This is a genomic window from Burkholderia sp. GW821-FHT14F03, from assembly GCF_058803765.1.
The window spans coordinates 44,197-59,004 of sequence record NZ_JBXAPG010000015.1 but is presented as its reverse complement, the minus strand read 5'-3'; the positions used below and the strand labels follow the sequence as shown (position 1 = coordinate 59,004).

At 66.1% G+C, this 14,808-nt stretch carries 15 protein-coding genes; 5 read left to right on the top strand and 10 right to left on the bottom strand.

Annotated features, from left to right (window positions below):
• The 3 genes from AC1RQF_RS12440 to AC1RQF_RS12430 form a co-directional block, all read right to left on the bottom strand.
• The coding region (locus AC1RQF_RS12440; protein WP_492872155.1) for a hypothetical protein at positions 1-199 on the bottom strand (199 nt) is incomplete at its 3' end.
• 28 nt (positions 200-227) lie between these two features.
• A complete protein-coding gene (locus AC1RQF_RS12435) occupies positions 228-554 on the bottom strand; it encodes a hypothetical protein (RefSeq protein WP_492872154.1) in 327 nt (108 codons plus the stop codon).
• 80 nt (positions 555-634) lie between these two features.
• Entirely contained in the window at positions 635-1,855 is a 1,221-nt protein-coding gene (locus tag AC1RQF_RS12430; protein WP_274001070.1) for a ribonucleotide-diphosphate reductase subunit beta, read from the bottom strand.
• Between the two features lie 112 nt (positions 1,856-1,967).
• On the opposite strand from AC1RQF_RS12430, the gene AC1RQF_RS12425 reads away from it, so the two are divergent.
• Complete coding sequence (locus AC1RQF_RS12425) at positions 1,968-2,195, top strand: hypothetical protein (RefSeq protein WP_274001069.1); 228 nt, start codon at positions 1,968-1,970, stop codon at positions 2,193-2,195.
• 22 nt (positions 2,196-2,217) lie between these two features.
• On the opposite strand, the gene AC1RQF_RS12420 is transcribed toward AC1RQF_RS12425, so the two are convergent.
• The 4 genes from AC1RQF_RS12420 to AC1RQF_RS12405 all read right to left on the bottom strand — a co-directional run bounded on the left by AC1RQF_RS12420 (position 2,218) and on the right by AC1RQF_RS12405 (position 7,451).
• On the bottom strand, positions 2,218-5,187 hold the full coding sequence (locus AC1RQF_RS12420; RefSeq protein ID WP_274001068.1) for a ribonucleoside-diphosphate reductase subunit alpha: 2,970 nt from the start codon (positions 5,185-5,187) through the stop codon (positions 2,218-2,220).
• Positions 5,188-5,639: 452 nt separating this feature from the next.
• The gene (gene ampD / locus AC1RQF_RS12415) at positions 5,640-6,230 is read right to left on the bottom strand and encodes a 1,6-anhydro-N-acetylmuramyl-L-alanine amidase AmpD (protein ID WP_492872153.1); all 591 of its coding nucleotides are present in this window, start codon (positions 6,228-6,230) and stop codon (positions 5,640-5,642) included.
• On the bottom strand, positions 6,227-6,538 hold the full coding sequence (locus tag AC1RQF_RS12410) for a PP0621 family protein (protein ID WP_274001065.1): 312 nt from the start codon (positions 6,536-6,538) through the stop codon (positions 6,227-6,229). The genes ampD and AC1RQF_RS12410 overlap by 4 nt, the downstream gene beginning before the upstream one ends.
• A gap of 13 nt (positions 6,539-6,551) precedes the next feature.
• Entirely contained in the window at positions 6,552-7,451 is a 900-nt protein-coding gene (locus AC1RQF_RS12405; protein WP_274001064.1) for a cytochrome C assembly family protein, read from the bottom strand.
• 87 nt (positions 7,452-7,538) lie between these two features.
• Between AC1RQF_RS12405 and ffh the strand changes: the two genes are divergently transcribed.
• The gene (gene ffh, locus AC1RQF_RS12400) at positions 7,539-8,906 is read left to right on the top strand and encodes a signal recognition particle protein (RefSeq protein ID WP_492872152.1); all 1,368 of its coding nucleotides are present in this window, start codon (positions 7,539-7,541) and stop codon (positions 8,904-8,906) included.
• A gap of 91 nt (positions 8,907-8,997) precedes the next feature.
• The gene (locus AC1RQF_RS12395; protein WP_274001062.1) at positions 8,998-9,549 is read left to right on the top strand and encodes a hypoxanthine-guanine phosphoribosyltransferase; all 552 of its coding nucleotides are present in this window, start codon (positions 8,998-9,000) and stop codon (positions 9,547-9,549) included.
• Positions 9,550-9,643: 94 nt separating this feature from the next.
• On the opposite strand, the gene AC1RQF_RS12390 is transcribed toward AC1RQF_RS12395, so the two are convergent.
• Both AC1RQF_RS12390 and AC1RQF_RS12385 read right to left on the bottom strand, forming a co-directional pair.
• Complete coding sequence (locus AC1RQF_RS12390; RefSeq protein ID WP_274001061.1) at positions 9,644-10,246, bottom strand: MarC family protein; 603 nt, start codon at positions 10,244-10,246, stop codon at positions 9,644-9,646.
• A gap of 31 nt (positions 10,247-10,277) precedes the next feature.
• A complete protein-coding gene (locus AC1RQF_RS12385) occupies positions 10,278-12,014 on the bottom strand; it encodes a proline--tRNA ligase (protein WP_274001059.1) in 1,737 nt (578 codons plus the stop codon).
• A 219-nt stretch (positions 12,015-12,233) separates the two neighbouring features.
• Here AC1RQF_RS12385 and AC1RQF_RS12380 point away from each other — a divergent pair, with 219 nt between their 5' ends.
• Together AC1RQF_RS12380 and AC1RQF_RS12375 are read left to right on the top strand one after the other, a co-directional pair.
• Positions 12,234-12,881: an RNA pyrophosphohydrolase gene (locus AC1RQF_RS12380; RefSeq protein WP_274001058.1), complete on the top strand. Its 648-nt coding sequence runs from the start codon at positions 12,234-12,236 to the stop codon at positions 12,879-12,881.
• 78 nt (positions 12,882-12,959) lie between these two features.
• Positions 12,960-13,517, top strand: coding sequence for a CNP1-like family protein (locus tag AC1RQF_RS12375; protein ID WP_274001057.1), 558 nt, complete (start codon positions 12,960-12,962; stop codon positions 13,515-13,517).
• A gap of 85 nt (positions 13,518-13,602) precedes the next feature.
• Here AC1RQF_RS12375 and proB read toward each other — a convergent pair whose 3' ends face one another.
• A complete protein-coding gene (gene proB / locus AC1RQF_RS12370) occupies positions 13,603-14,721 on the bottom strand; it encodes a glutamate 5-kinase (protein ID WP_274001055.1) in 1,119 nt (372 codons plus the stop codon).
• Positions 14,722-14,808: the final 87 nt, after the last annotated feature.

The window sequence follows — 14,808 nt, the reverse complement described above, 5'->3', positions numbered from 1 at the left end:
CCGCTGCCTTCTTGGCCGGCGCTGCCTTCTTCGCAGCAACCTTCTTCACCGCGACCTTCTTGGCTGCAACCTTCTTCACCGCAACCTTCTTCACGGCGACCTTCTTAGCGGCGACCTTCTTTGCCGGTGCTGCCTTCTTTGCCACAACCTTCTTTGCCGCTGCCTTCTTGGCAACCGGTTTCTTCTTGGCGAGTGCCATCATGTTCTCCTTCAGGTTCAGATGAGAGTCAGTTCAAACTACACCCTTCGTCAAAACCCGCTTCCCGCGGACGTTTATCAGGACGTGCGCTACGAAGCGGGCTATTCATCGGCGTACGCAGGTGCTGCGCGCTTACGCTAATGAATACGGTATGGCGCGCCGTGCTCAACGGCACGGCGCGCCAAATCAAGTCGGCGGCCGGCGCGTGTCGCGCCGCCGCCCCTAATCGCTTGATCAAGCCGGGGGCCACGTGGCAGCCGGCTTTTTCCGGAGGGAAGTTTGCCCATCCCACTGAAGGGTTCGCAAAGTGCCTATCATGTTTGTGGGCCGTTAAGGCACCGGGCATGCTTTGCATCAGGCGTTCTTGCTCCTAAAACCTTGTGCCGGGCAAGTCGCCCGGCCTGTTCATCGTCGTGACTCGACAGCGCCGCAGGGTTATTCCCAGGACAGGGCGCCACCCGTCTGATACTCGATCACACGCGTTTCGAAGAAGTTGCGTTCCTTCTTCAGGTCGATCATCTCGCTCATCCACGGGAACGGGTTTTCCTCGTTCGGGTACAGCGGATCGAGGCCGATCTGCTGACACCGGCGATTGCAGATGAAGCGCAGGTAGCCCTTGAACATCGATGCATTCAGGCCCAGCACGCCGCGCGGCATCGTGTCCTCCGCGTAGCGATACTCGAGATCGACCGCCTGCTTGAACAGTTCGCGGATCTCCGTACGGAACTCGGGGGTCCACAGGTGCGGATTCTCCAGCTTGATCTGGTTGATCAGGTCGATGCCGAAGTTGCAGTGCATCGACTCGTCGCGCAGGATGTACTGGTACTGCTCGGCGGCGCCCGTCATCTTGTTCTGGCGGCCGAGCGCGAGAATCTGGGTGAAGCCGACGTAGAAGAACAGCCCTTCCATGATGCACGCGAACACGATCAGCGACTTCAGCAGCTTCTGGTCGGCGTCGAGCGTGCCGGTCTTGAAGGCCGGGTCGGTCAGCGTATGGATGAACGGAATCAGGAACTCGTCCTTCGCGCGGATCGACGCCACTTCGTGATACGCGTTGAAGATCTCGCCTTCATCGAGGCCGAGCGATTCGACAATATATTGGTACGCGTGCGTGTGGATCGCCTCTTCGAACGCCTGGCGCAGCAGGAACTGCCGGCACTCGGGCGCCGTGATGTGGCGGTAGGTGCCCAGCACGATGTTGTTCGCGGCCAGCGAGTCGGCGGTCACGAAGAAACCGAGGTTGCGCTTGACGACCCGGCGCTCGTCCTCGGTAAGGCCGTTCGGATCCTTCCACAGCGCGATGTCGCGGGACATGTTGATTTCCTGCGGCATCCAGTGGTTCGCACAGCCCGCCAGGTATTTTTCCCACGCCCACTTGTACTTGAACGGCACCAGCTGATTGACATCGGTCTGGCCGTTGATGATGCGCTTGTCGGCGACATTGACGCGCGTCTCGCTGCCCGCAGGGGCATCCGCCGGGAGATCCGGCGCGACGGCGAAATCACCCGCGAAAATATCGCGGACCGACGAAGCCTGATGAACGGCAGACCCTTCGGCCTGCATTCCGACGGCCTCTCCTGCGGAACTGCGCATCGCGTTTTGCTGTGCGCCGGTCGCGGGAGTCGCGGCAGTCTTCTCGTCATCCCAATTGAGCATAAATTCTCACCATCGATTTAGATCGGTTTGTACCATCTTTTCCCGAGCGATAAAAGGGTTCGCTCACGAAAAATCCTTTTTTCGATTCGCGTTGCGACCTCGATACAACACTTTGAGCAACGCATCGTCGTTCATGAAGCGCGCGGCATGCGCCGCATCTGTGTCGCGAGGTGCGCTCGACGCATCGAACGCGGATCGAAACGCGACGTCGTCGGGGAAGTTTCGATCGCTTCTTGTGGTCGTCTGCAACGCAGGCGTGCGTTACAGAATCCTTATCATTTTTTTAGTCGAGCGCGGCGCGCACTTCAACCTCGATCGGTTGCCGGCGCGCGCCGCGTGATGCTCAGTTCAGGCGCGCCGTGTTACTGGCAAGCCTCGCACTCGTCGAAGCCCGCGTCGCCCGGACGCATCGTGCACACCGGACCGTCGGCCTCGAGCGGCGCCGCGTTCAGCGCACCCGAACCGGCGTCGCCGCCCGCTGCACCGAAGCCGCCCGCCGCGCCCTGCGCACCGCCCGCCGAGCCGCCGCCCGTGGGCACCGCGTTCAGCGCGCCGTGCGCGACCGTCGACTTCTCGACGTGCGTCGCCGCCATCGTGCGCAGATAGTAGGTGGTCTTCAGGCCGCGCAGCCACGCCAGCTTGTAGACCTCGTCGAGCTTCTTGCCCGATGCGCCCGCCATGTAGATGTTGAGCGACTGCGCCTGGTCGATCCACTTCTGACGGCGCGACGCCGCCTCGACCAGCCACTTCGGGTCGACTTCGAACGCGGTCGCGTAGATCGCGCGCAGGTCGGCCGGCACCCGGTCGATGCGCGACAGCATGCCGTCGAAGTACTTGAGGTCGGCGACCATCACCTCGTCCCACAGGCCGCGCTCCTTCAGGTCGCGCACCAGGTACTCGTTAACCACCGTGAACTCGCCCGACAGGTTCGACTTCACGTACAGGTTCTGGAAGGTCGGCTCGATGCACGCCGACACGCCGATGATGTTCGAGATCGTCGCGGTCGGGGCGATCGCGACGCAGTTCGAGTTGCGCATCCCGTGCGCGCCGATCCGGCCGCGCAGCGTCGACCAGTCGAGCGACGCGCTGGTATCGACCTCGACGTAGCCGCCGCGTGCTTCCGCGAGCAGCTTCAGGGTGTCCTGCGGCAGGATCCCGCGGTCCCACAGCGAGCCCTGGTAGCTCGAGTAGCGGCCGCGCTCTTCCGCGAGTTCAGTCGATGCGTAATACGCGTAGTAGCAAACCGCTTCCATCGAGCGATCGGCGAACTCGACCGCCGCCTCCGACGCGTACGGCGTGCGCAGCAGGTGCAGGCAGTCCTGGAAGCCCATGATGCCGAGACCGACCGGACGGTGCTTCAGGTTCGAGTTGCGCGCCTTCTCGACCGCGTAGTAATTGATGTCGATGACGTTGTCGAGCATCCGCATCGCCACGCTGACGGTGCGCTTGAGCTTGGCGTGGTCGAGCGCGTAGCTGCCGTCGGCCTGCTTGACCAGGTGGGCGACCAGGTTCACCGAGCCCAGGTTGCAGACCGCGATTTCGCTGTCGCTCGTGTTCAGCGTGATTTCCGTGCACAGGTTCGACGAGTGGACGACGCCGACGTGCTGTTGCGGCGAACGCACATTGCACGGATCCTTGAACGTGACCCACGGGTGGCCGGTCTCGAACAGCATGCCGAGCATCTTGCGCCACAGCTGCTGCGCCGGGATCTTCTTGAACAGCTTGATCTCGCCGCGCGCGACCTTGTCCTCGTAAGCCGTGTAGGCCGCCTCGAACTCGGCGCCGAACTTGTCGTGCAGGTCCGGGCAGGTCGACGGCGAGAACAGCGTCCAGTCGGTGCCTTCCATCACGCGCTTCATGAACAGGTCGGGAATCCAGTTCGCCGTGTTCATGTCGTGGGTGCGGCGGCGGTCGTCGCCGGTGTTCTTGCGCAGCTCCAGGAATTCCTCGATATCGAGGTGCCAGGATTCCAGGTACGCGCACACCGCGCCCTTGCGCTTGCCGCCCTGGTTCACCGCGACCGCCGTGTCGTTGACGACCTTCAGGAACGGCACCACGCCCTGCGACTTGCCGTTCGTGCCCTTGATGTGCGAGCCGAGCGCGCGCACCCGGGTCCAGTCGTTGCCGAGACCGCCCGCGAACTTCGACAGCAGCGCGTTTTCCTTGAGCGCTTCATAGATTCCGTCGAGGTCGTCCGCGACCGTCGTCAGGTAGCACGACGACAGCTGCGAGCGGCGCGTGCCGGAATTGAACAGCGTCGGCGTGGAGCTCATGAAGTCGAAGCTCGACAGCACGTTGTAAAACTCGATCGCGCGCGCCTCACGGTCGGCTTCGTTGAGCGCGAGGCCCATCGCGACGCGCATGAAGAATGCCTGCGGCATCTCGATGCGGGTGCCGTCGACGTGCAGGAAGTAGCGGTCGTACAGGGTTTGCAGGCCGAGGTAGCCGAACTGCAGGTCGCGGCCCGCGTCGAGCGCGGCGCCCAGGCGCGCCAGGTCGAAGGTGAGCAGCTTGTCGTCGAGCAGCTCGGCCTCGACGCCGCGCGTCAGGAACTGCGGGAAATACTCGGCGTAGCGCGTCTGCATCTGCGCCTGGGTCACTTCCCCGCCGAGGATTTCGCGGCGGATCGTGTGCAGCAGGATGCGGGACGTGACCTGGCTGTACGCCGGGTCCTTCTCGATCATCGTGCGCGCGGCCAGGATCGCCGAGTCGTAGACCTGCGTCATCGGCACGCCGTCGTACAGGTTCTTCACCGTCTCCTCGACGATCGGCGCCGGGTTGACCGCACTGCCGAGGCCCTCGCAGGCCGACACGATCAGCGCGCGCAGCGCGTTCAGGTCGAGCGGACGCGAAACGCCGTTGTCGATCACGTTGAGGCCGCTCGACGTATCCGGGGCGGGCGCCTCGGCGACGTGGCTGCGCTCGAGGTGGCGCTTCTCGCGGTACAGCACGTATGCGCGGGCGACGTTGTGCTCGCCGGTGCGCATCAGCGCCAGCTCGACCTGATCCTGAATGTCTTCAATATGGAACGTGCCGCCCGTCGGGCGGCTGCGCACGAGCGCGCGCACCACGTTCTGCGTCAGTTGTTCGACCAGTTCGCGCACCCGCGCCGACGCCGCACCTTGCCCGCCATTGACGGCCAGGAACGCCTTCGTCACCGCGATCGCGATCTTCGACGGTTCGAAGGACACCACGCTGCCATTGCGGCGGATCACCTTGTAGTCGACGAGGGTCGCCTGCGGCGCGAGCGCCTGCGCGCCCTGTGCGGTCCCGCCGAGAGGGCCGCCGGATGCGCTCTCGAATTGGGACGTCGCGTTGTCGGTGGTTTGCATGTGCAAAGCTCCTGGTGAAGATGATGCGGGAGGTACCGCGGATTAACACGAACGCCGCGCCAGGGATGGCGCGGACAATTGGATACGGGAAAAGCGGCGGGGTTGGGTGGACCGCTGCGACACAATCGATTCGACACGGTGCTGCTTCACGTCGCGCCCCCTGCTGCTCTTCCGCGCTTGATCGCGACGTCACCGGCCGCCGGCCGAATGCGTCGCACTCTGAGGAATTTCCGCACCGGCAAGGCCTGCCGGGTGCTGCGCGGAAGCGGTAAATGCTTCCTGCGCCGTACACTATATCTAGTGAGAAACCGCTCAACTCACACCAAGTATAGTGGAGCTTCCCGGCATCTCAAAAGGAAATATTTGCGCCGGACCTATTGACATCGCACACGCTCGGACGCGGCAAGGCAGGGCCTGGGAAAGCGGCCGACGCGCGTCAAAAAGCCGCTCGCTCAATCCTTCCGATAGGGAAAGTATCCGGCCGCGAAGCCGGCATCGCCAGCGAAACGTTGCCAATCGAAGTGCGGCCCGGGGTCGGTCTTGCGCTCGGGCGCGATGTCGGCGTGGCCGGCGAACGCATCGACCGGATAGCGGGCCGCGAGGCCGCGCGCGAGCCGCGCGAGCGTCTCGTATTGCAGCGTTTCGAACGCGATGTCGTCGGCGCCCTCGAGTTCGATGCCGATCGAGAAATCATTGCAGCGCACGCGGCCGAAGAAATTCGACGTTCCCGCATGCCACGCGCGCTCGTCGCACGACACGAACTGCAGCAGCGCGCCGTCGCGGCGGATCAGGAAGTGCGAGGAAACCCTGACGCCGCGCAGATGCGCATCGAAATACGGATGCACGTCGCAGTCGAGCCGGTTCAGGAACAGGTCGACGATCGCATCGCCGTTGAATTCGCCGGGCGGCAGGCTGATGTTGTGGATCACCACGAGGCTCGGCACCGCGCCTTCCGGGCGCGCCTCGAAATTGGGCGACGGCACGCGCTGCGCGCCGTTTACCCAACCGTCGGCGTCAACCGCCAGACTCGGCGCCGCGCTCATCGCGCGTCGCGGCCCGTGCGCGCCGCATGGCGGGCGGCGTGTTCCGCGCTGCAATAGAACGCGCCGCCCGCGGCCACCGCGTCGCCCTTGGGCGCGTGCACGCCGCACTCCGCGCAGCGGACCATCGGTTCGGCGAGCGCCGTGCCGGCGCGCGCGGCGCCGGCCTCGCGCTCGCCGGGCGCGCCCTCGGGGCGGCCGGCGCCGGGGAACGGCCCGGCACGCTCACCGCGCGCCTGGGCCTGGCGGATCTTGCGCGCCACCCAGGTGCTCGCGAAGAACAGGAGTATCAGCAGGAAAATTTGTCGCATCGCAATCAAACCATCAAACCACGGAGCGGTGCAGCAGCACCTCGAACACGAACCGGCTGCCGACATACGCGAGCAGCAGCGCGGCAAACGAAACGAGCACCCAGCGCGCGGCCCCGCGGCCGCGCCAGCCGGACAGCTTGCGCGCGACCAGAAGCCCGCCGAACATCAGCCACGACAGCAGCGCGAACACCGTCTTGTGATCGAGCTTGAGCGCGCGCGCCTCGAGCTGCTCGCTGAACAGGATGCCCGACGCGAGGGTCAGCGTGAGCAGCACGAAACCCGCGCCGATCAGGCGGAACAGCAGCTTCTCGAGCGTCAGGAGCGGCGGCAGCGTCTCGAGCCAGCCGGCCAGCCAGCCGCCGTCGCCAAGCTGGTCGCGGCGCGGCGCATGCAGGCGGCGCTCGACCATCAGCATCAGCACCGCGTGCAGCGCCGCGATCGCGAACAGCCCGTAGGCGATGTTGGCGATCAGGAAGTGCGTCTTGAAGAGCGGCGCGGCCGCGTACGGCAGCACGCGCACGCCGCCGAACACGAGCGGCAGCAGCGACGCGGCGCAGGCAAGCGGCATCACGAGGAGCCGCAGCCCGTCGAGCGGGAAGAAAAAGCTCTCGATCCAGTAGATCCCCGCGCCGAGCCAGAACATCGCCGACAGCGCGAACGCGAAACCGAACACCATCGCGTCGCGCGGGAAGATCGTCGTGTGCAGCAGCACGCCGTGCGCGACCAGCGCGACGAACAGGAGCGCGCGCCCGGCGCCGCTCATGCCCGAGGCGGCGGACACGCGCGCCGCCTGCGCGCCGGCCGGCCCGTTCGCGACGAGCGGCGACCCGCCGTCCTGGCGGTGGGCGCGCCAGCCGGCCACGGCCAGGCCGCCATAGAGGAACGCAGTGAGGGCATACAGTACAATATCCATGTTCGAAGTTTACACTAGGCCCCCTGCCCGCGACGGCTCGCCTTGCGCCCCGCTCGCGCCTTCGGGCCCCACTGTCCATCGCTCCCCATGCTCGACAATCTCACCCAACGGATGGCGCGCGTCGTCAAGACGCTGCGCGGCGAAGCCCGCCTCACCGAGGCGAACACCCAGGAGATGCTCCGCGAAGTGCGGCTCGCCCTGCTCGAAGCCGACGTCGCGCTGCCCGTGGTCCGCGAATTCATCGCGAAGGTCAAGGAAAAGGCGCTCGGCGAGGACGTGGTCGGCAGCCTGTCGCCGGGCCAGGCCCTCGTCGGCGTGGTCCAGAAGGAACTGACCGCGGTGATCGGCGGCGACTACGAAGGCAAGGCCGCCGAGCTGAACCTCGCCGTCACGCCGCCCGCGATCATCCTGATGGCCGGCCTGCAGGGCGCGGGCAAGACCACCACGGTCGGCAAGCTCGCGAAGCTGCTGCGCGAGAAGTACAAGAAGAAGGTGCTGACCGTCTCCTGCGACGTCTACCGCCCGGCCGCGATCGCGCAGCTGAAGACGGTGAGCGAGCAGGTCGGCGCCGACTTCTTCCCGTCCGAACCCGACCAGAAGCCCGTCGACATCGCGCACGCCGCGGTCGACTGGGCGAAGCGCCACTACCACGACGTGCTGATCGTCGACACCGCCGGCCGGCTCGGCATCGACGAGGCGATGATGCAGGAGATCAGCGCCCTCCACGCGCTGCTGAAGCCCGCCGAGACGCTGTTCGTGGTCGACGCGATGCTGGGCCAGGACGCCGTCAATACCGCCAAGGCCTTCAACGACGCACTGCCGCTCACGGGCGTCGTGCTGACCAAGCTCGACGGCGATTCGCGCGGCGGCGCGGCGCTGTCGGTGCGGCACATCACCGGCAGGCCGATCAAGTTCGTCGGCGTCGCCGAGAAGCTCGACGGCCTCGAGGTGTTCCACCCGGACCGGATGGCGAACCGGATCCTCGGCATGGGCGACATCCTCGCGCTGGTCGAGGAAGCGCAGCGCGGCGTCGACGTGCAGGCCGCGCAGAAGCTCGCCGACAAGGTCAAGAAGGGCGGCGACTTCGACCTGAACGACTTCCGCGCCCAGATCTCCCAGATGAAGAACATGGGCGGGCTGTCGTCGCTGATGGACAAGCTGCCGGCCCAGTTCCAGCAGGCCGCGTCGGGCGCCGACATGGGCCAGGCCGAAAAGCAGATGCGCCGCATGGAGGGGATCATCAACTCGATGACGCCCACCGAGCGCGCGAAGCCGGAACTGATCAAGGCGACCCGCAAGCGCCGCATCGCCGCGGGCGCCGGCGTGCCGGTGCAGGAAGTCAACCGGATGCTGAACCAGTACGACCAGATGCGTACGATGATGAAGAAGCTGAAGGGCGGCAACCTGCAGAAAATGATGCGCGGCCTGAAAGGCATGATGCCCGGCATGCGCTGAGCGCCACCGACCCGGCGCGCGGGTTTATGCTAGGCCGCGCGCCGCCGTTTTTGTTTCATTCTTATTTGTACCCAGACTGCTCGCCAGAACCATGAATCGCGAAGAAGCCCTCCACATTTTCAAACATTCCGAAGAGATCGTCTCCGCCGACGAAGTCAACGCGTCGATCGGCAAGATGGCCGAGGAAATCCGCGGCCAGGTCGGTGAGGAATTCCCGCTCGTGCTGTCGGTGATGGGCGGCGCGGCGGTCTTCACCGGCATGCTGCTGCCCCACCTCGACTTCCCGCTCGAGTTCGACTACATCCATCTGACCCGCTATCGCAACACCACGCAGGGCAGCCCGGAGATGCAGTGGCGCGTCGCGCCGCGCGAATCGGTCAAGGACCGCATCGTGCTCGTGCTGGACGACATCCTCGACGAAGGCGAGACCATGGCCGCGATCCGCGACCGGATCCTCGACATGGGCGCGAAGCGCTTCCTGTCGGCCGTGCTGTGCGAGAAGACCCTCGCGAAATCGAAGCCGCTGCATCCGGACTTCTGCGGCTTCGCCGTGCCGGACCGCTACGTATTCGGCTGCGGGATGGACGCGAAGGGCTACTGGCGCAACCTGCCGACGATCCGCGCGCTGACCGCGGGCGCCTGACGCGCCACACGGCCGGCACCCGACCGGCCCACGCCCGAAAACAGAACGGCTCGCCTGCGCGAGCCGTTCTTGCATGGAAACCGCACCAGGAACGCTACAGCTGATGCACGAACGCGCGGATCCCGGCCAGCAGCATCTCGACCGAGATCGCCACCAGCACGAGCCCCATCAGGCGTTCGAAGGCCATCACCGTCCGCTCGCCGAGCCACGTCTGGATCCGCTCCGCGAGCACCAGCACGATCGCGCAGGCCGCCATCGTCACGGTCAGCGCGCCCGCCCATTCGAGCGTCTTGCCGGGCGCCTGCGAGGTCAGCAGCATCACCGTCGCGAGCGCGGACGGGCCGGCCAGCGCGGGAATCGCGAGCGGCACGATAAACGGCTCGCCGCCCGCGCGCGGATCGTTGCCGAGCGCGCCGTCCGGATGGGGAAAGATCATCCGCAGCGCGATCAGGAACAGCACGATGCCACCGCCGAGCCGCAGCGACAGGTCGGTGAGGCTCATCATCCGCAGGAAGCGATCGCCGATCAGCATGAAGAACAGCAGGATCACGAACGCGATCGCCACTTCCCGCAGGATCACCCGCACCCGCCGCTCGGCCGGCACCTGCCGCAACGCCGCGATGAACAGCGGGATGTTGCCGAGCGGATCGGTGATGAGGAGCAGCAGCACCGTCGCCGACACGAAGTTGTATTCCATCCCGCCTCCGGGTCGCGAGCGCCGCTGACGCTCAGTGCGCGAGCGCCGCGCGCACCTTGTCGATGACCGCGGCCGCGGCGGTCTCGGCCGGCAGCAGCGTCGCTTCCGCGTCGCGGCGGCCCTGGTACTCGAGCTTGCCGTCCTTCAGGCCGCGCTCGCCGATCACGAGACGGTGCGGCACGCCGATCAGCTCCCAATCGGCGAACATCACGCCCGGGCGCTCGCCGCGATCGTCGAGGATCACGTCGACGCCGGCCGCCGCCAGCGCCGCGTAGAGCGCGTCGGCTGCTTCGCGCACCGCGTCGCTGCGATCGTAGCCCATCGGGCACAGCACGACCTCGAACGGCGCGATCGCCTCCGGCCAGATGATCCCGCGCTCGTCGAAGTTCTGCTCGATCGCCGCGCCGAGGATCCGCGACACGCCGATCCCGTAGCAGCCCATCTCCATCGGCTGCGGCTTGCCCGACTCGTCGAGGAAGGTCGCGTTCATCGCCTTCGAATACTTGGTACCGAGCTGGAACACGTGGCCCACCTCGATCCCGCGGCAGATGTCGAGCACGCCCTGCCCGTCGGGCGACGCATCGCCCTTGCGCACGTTGCGCAGGTCGGCGACGGTCGGCTCGGGCAGATCGCGGCCCCAGTTCACGCCCGCGATGTGGTAATCCACCTCGTTCGCGCCGACCACGAAGTCGGCCATGTTCGCGACCGTGCTGTCGGCGATCACGCGCACCGGCTTCTTCGTGCCGACCGGCCCCAGGTAGCCCGGCGGCGTGCCGAACCACTCGACGATCTCCTGCTCGGTCGCGAACCGGAAGCCCGCGAGGCCGGGCTGCTTGCCCGCCTTGATCTCGTTGAGCTCGTGGTCGCCGCGCAGCATCAGCAGCCAGATCGTCGGCTCGGCGCCTTCGTTGTCGGTCGCGAGCACGATCGACTTGATGGTGCGATCGAGCGGGATCTCCAGCAGGTCGGCCACCGCCTCGCACTTCGCCTTGCCGGGCGTCGCGACCTTGCGCATCGCCTCGGCGGGCGCCGCGCGGCTCGCGAGCAGCGGCAGCGCCTCGGCCGCCTCGACGTTCGCGGCGAACGCGGAGGTCGGGCAGTAGGCGATCGCGTCCTCGCCGGTCTCGGCGATCACGTGGAATTCATGCGAGCCGCTGCCGCCGATCGAGCCGTTGTCGGCCGCCACCGCGCGGAACTCGAGGCCGAGGCGGGTGAAGATCCGCACGTAGGCGTCGTACATCTTCTGGTACGAGGCCTTCAGGCCGTCGCTGTCCTTGTCGAACGAGTACGCGTCCTTCATGATGAACTCGCGGCCACGCATCACGCCGAAGCGCGGCCGAATCTCGTCGCGGAACTTGGTCTGGATCTGATAGAAGTTCACCGGCATCTGCCGGTAGCTCTTGATCTGGTTGCGCGCGATATCGGTGACCACTTCCTCGTGCGTCGGCCCGATCACGAAATCGTTCTGCTTGCGATCCTTGAAACGCAGCAGCTCGGGGCCGTACTGCTCCCAGCGGCCCGACTCCTGCCACAACTCCGCAGGCTGCACGGCGGGCATCAGAAGCTCGATCGCCCCCGCCCGGTTCATTTCTTCACGCACGATCGCCTCGACCTTGCGAATCGAACGCAGGCCGACCGGCAGGTAGTTATAGATGCCGCCGGCGACGCGGCGGATCATGCCGGCGCGCATCATCAGCTTGTGACTGACGATCTCGGCGTCGGCGGGTGCTTCTTTCAGGGTGCCGATGAAGAAACGGGAAGCTTTCATGCGAAGGGTTCCAAAAACGGCGGCTCCACGGGAGCCGCCCGAAAAAGGCCAAGAAGGATTAAAGGCTGCGCGCGACGAACGACGATGGCGCAGACGACTGACAGACAATTCGGGGACAGTTTAGTTGACGCACCCCGCCCGGAATCGCTCCGTTCCGGTGCGCGGCGCCCGTTATCTGTTTATAATCAAAGCAATTTTAAAGGATTCGAAGGTGGTTGTATGCTGGATCGTGAAGGCTTTCGCCCGAACGTCGGCATCATCCTCTTGAACGCGCGCAACGAGGTGTTTTGGGGCAAGCGGCTCCGCGAGCATTCCTGGCAGTTTCCTCAAGGGGGGATCAAGTATGGCGAGACCCCCATGCAGGCGATGTACCGGGAATTGCACGAGGAAACCGGGCTGCATCCGGAACACGTCAAGGTGATCGGCCGCACACGCGACTGGTTGCGTTATGAGGTGCCTGACAAGTTCATCAAGCGCGAGGTGCGCGGCCATTATCGCGGGCAGAAACAGATCTGGTTCCTGCTGCGCATGGTTGGCCGCGATTGCGACATCTGCCTGCGGGCGACGGATCATCCGGAGTTCGATGCATGGCGCTGGAACGAGTACTGGGTACCCCTTGACGCGGTGATCGAGTTCAAGCGGGATGTGTATCAGCTGGCGTTGACGGAACTGTCGCGTTTTCTGCGCCGCCCGGCGCAGCGGCCCGACAAGCCGCGCCATCCGCGCGGCTCTCATGCGCCGCACGATGCGGATGCGTTGGCGGTCGATGTGAGCGTGACCGTGATCGACACGACGGTGATCTGTTCCGAAGTCGAGATCGGCGCGAACACGCTGGACGAACCGCCCCGGCTGACCCTGCGCGACTGACGCGCGGGCCCAATCGAGTTGAACCTGCATGACCGGGCGCGGCGCCAATGCCGCGCCCTTTTTTACGAGGAATGCATATTGAAAGCGATGGCTCTCGCCGTGGCGTCGGTCGCCGCGGTCGCGGTTCTGGCCGGCTGCGCGCACTCGAACACCCCGTCCAACAAGGATGACAGCGCGTTCGTCTACCTGCTCGACCGCCAGCCCCAGTGGACCGAGAACAAGGTCGACTCCCTCCCGCCCCTGCCGCAGAACGGCAATCTGCTGCCTTTCAACGTCTCGCAGAACACCCCGCTCGCGTTCGCCGTCGACGCGAAGTCGCTCGAGGTCGGCACCGACGGCGTGGTGCGCTACACGGTGGTCGTCACGAGCCCGGCCGGCGCGCGCAACGTGAACTACGAAGGGATTCGCTGCGACACCTACGAATGGCGCCAGTACGCGAGCCTGAACGCCGACCACGACGGCTGGGACCGCACCGTCGAGAACGACTGGCGGCGCATCGAGAACGGCGAGCTGAACGCGTACCACGCGGCGCTCTACCAGGATTACTTCTGCGCGAACAAGATGCCGCTCGGCAAGACCGCGACGATCATCGAGAACATCCGCTATCACCGCACCGCGCTGAACCAGATCCGCTGAAGCGCAAAACCGGCTGCGCCAGCAAAAAGCCCGCACTAGCATGCGGGCTTTTTTTCGTGTCGCGTCGACGCGCGCCTGCGCGCCGCTAGACGAGCACGAGGTTGTCGCGATGGATCAGCTCGGGCTCGAGCATGTAGCCCAGCACCGACTCGATCTCGCCGCTCGGCCTGCGCTGGATCAGCTTGGCCTCGGCGCTGCTGTAATTGGTGAGCCCGCGCGCGACCTCGCGGCCGGCATCGTCGACGCAGGCGATCACCTCGCCGCGCGCGAACACGCCCTGCACCGCCACCACGCCGATCGGCAGCAGGCTCTTGCCGCCCGCCGTCAGCTTGTCGACCGCGCCCGCATCGATCACGACGTGGCCGCGCACCTGCAGGTGATCGGCCATCCACTGCTTGCGCGCCGCGAGCCGCGCCGTGCGCGCGATCAGCTGCGTGCCGATCGCCTCGCCGCCCGCGAGCCGCACCAGCACGTCCGCCTCGCGGCCGCTCGCGATCACGGTGTTCGCGCCGCTGTGCGCCGCGCGCTTCGCGGCGAGGATCTTGGTCAGCATCCCGCCCCGGCCCAGGCTCGAACCGGCGCCGCCCGCCATCGCCTCGAGTTCCGGCGCGCCCGCGCTCGCCTCGGCGACCAGCGTCGCGGCCGGATCCTTGCGCGGATCCGCGGTGAACAAACCCGACTGATCGGTGAGGATCACGAGCGCGTCGCCTTCGATCAGGTTCGCGACGAGCGCGCCCAGCGTGTCGTTGTCGCCGAACTTGATTTCGTCGGTGACGACCGTGTCGTTCTCGTTGATGATCGGCACGACGCCCAGCCGCAACAGCGTCAGCAGCGTCGAGCGTGCGTTCAGGTAGCGTTCGCGGTCGGCCAGGTCGGCGTGCGTGAGCAGGATCTGCGCGGTGCGGATGCCGTGCTCGGCAAAACGGCTCTCGTAGACCTGCGCGAGCCCCATCTGCCCGACGGCCGCCGCCGCCTGCAATTCGTCGATCTCGCGCGGCCGCTTGCTCCAGCCGAGACGTTGCATCCCCTCGGCGATCGCCCCCGAACTCACCAGCACGACTTCCTTGCCGTTCGCGCGCAACGCGGCGATCTGAGCGGCCCAGCGGCCGATCGCGGCATGGTCGAGCCCCCGTCCGTCGTTGGTGACGAGACTGGACCCCACTTTCACTACCAGCCGCTTCGAATCGGCAATGATCGAACGCATCGTGCTTGGTCTCCTTGGATGATGCGCGATTGAATCGGGCAACCGCCCGCCTGGCCGGCGCGGGCCGTCAGGACGTGCCGCGGACGA

Coding starts and splice junctions, on each gene's coding strand:
- AC1RQF_RS12435 (WP_492872154.1), bottom strand. CDS start 554: ATGCAAAGCATGCCCGGTGCCTTAACGGCCCACAAACATGATAGGCAC.
- AC1RQF_RS12430 (WP_274001070.1), bottom strand. CDS start 1,855: ATGCTCAATTGGGATGACGAGAAGACTGCCGCGACTCCCGCGACCGGC.
- AC1RQF_RS12420 (WP_274001068.1), bottom strand. CDS start 5,187: ATGCAAACCACCGACAACGCGACGTCCCAATTCGAGAGCGCATCCGGC.
- ampD (WP_492872153.1), bottom strand. CDS start 6,230: ATGAGCGCGGCGCCGAGTCTGGCGGTTGACGCCGACGGTTGGGTAAAC.
- AC1RQF_RS12410 (WP_274001065.1), bottom strand. CDS start 6,538: ATGCGACAAATTTTCCTGCTGATACTCCTGTTCTTCGCGAGCACCTGG.
- AC1RQF_RS12405 (WP_274001064.1), bottom strand. CDS start 7,451: ATGGATATTGTACTGTATGCCCTCACTGCGTTCCTCTATGGCGGCCTG.
- ffh (WP_492872152.1), top strand. CDS start 7,539: ATGCTCGACAATCTCACCCAACGGATGGCGCGCGTCGTCAAGACGCTG.
- AC1RQF_RS12395 (WP_274001062.1), top strand. CDS start 8,998: ATGAATCGCGAAGAAGCCCTCCACATTTTCAAACATTCCGAAGAGATC.
- AC1RQF_RS12390 (WP_274001061.1), bottom strand. CDS start 10,246: ATGGAATACAACTTCGTGTCGGCGACGGTGCTGCTGCTCCTCATCACC.
- AC1RQF_RS12385 (WP_274001059.1), bottom strand. CDS start 12,014: ATGAAAGCTTCCCGTTTCTTCATCGGCACCCTGAAAGAAGCACCCGCC.
- AC1RQF_RS12380 (WP_274001058.1), top strand. CDS start 12,234: ATGCTGGATCGTGAAGGCTTTCGCCCGAACGTCGGCATCATCCTCTTG.
- proB (WP_274001055.1), bottom strand. CDS start 14,721: ATGCGTTCGATCATTGCCGATTCGAAGCGGCTGGTAGTGAAAGTGGGG.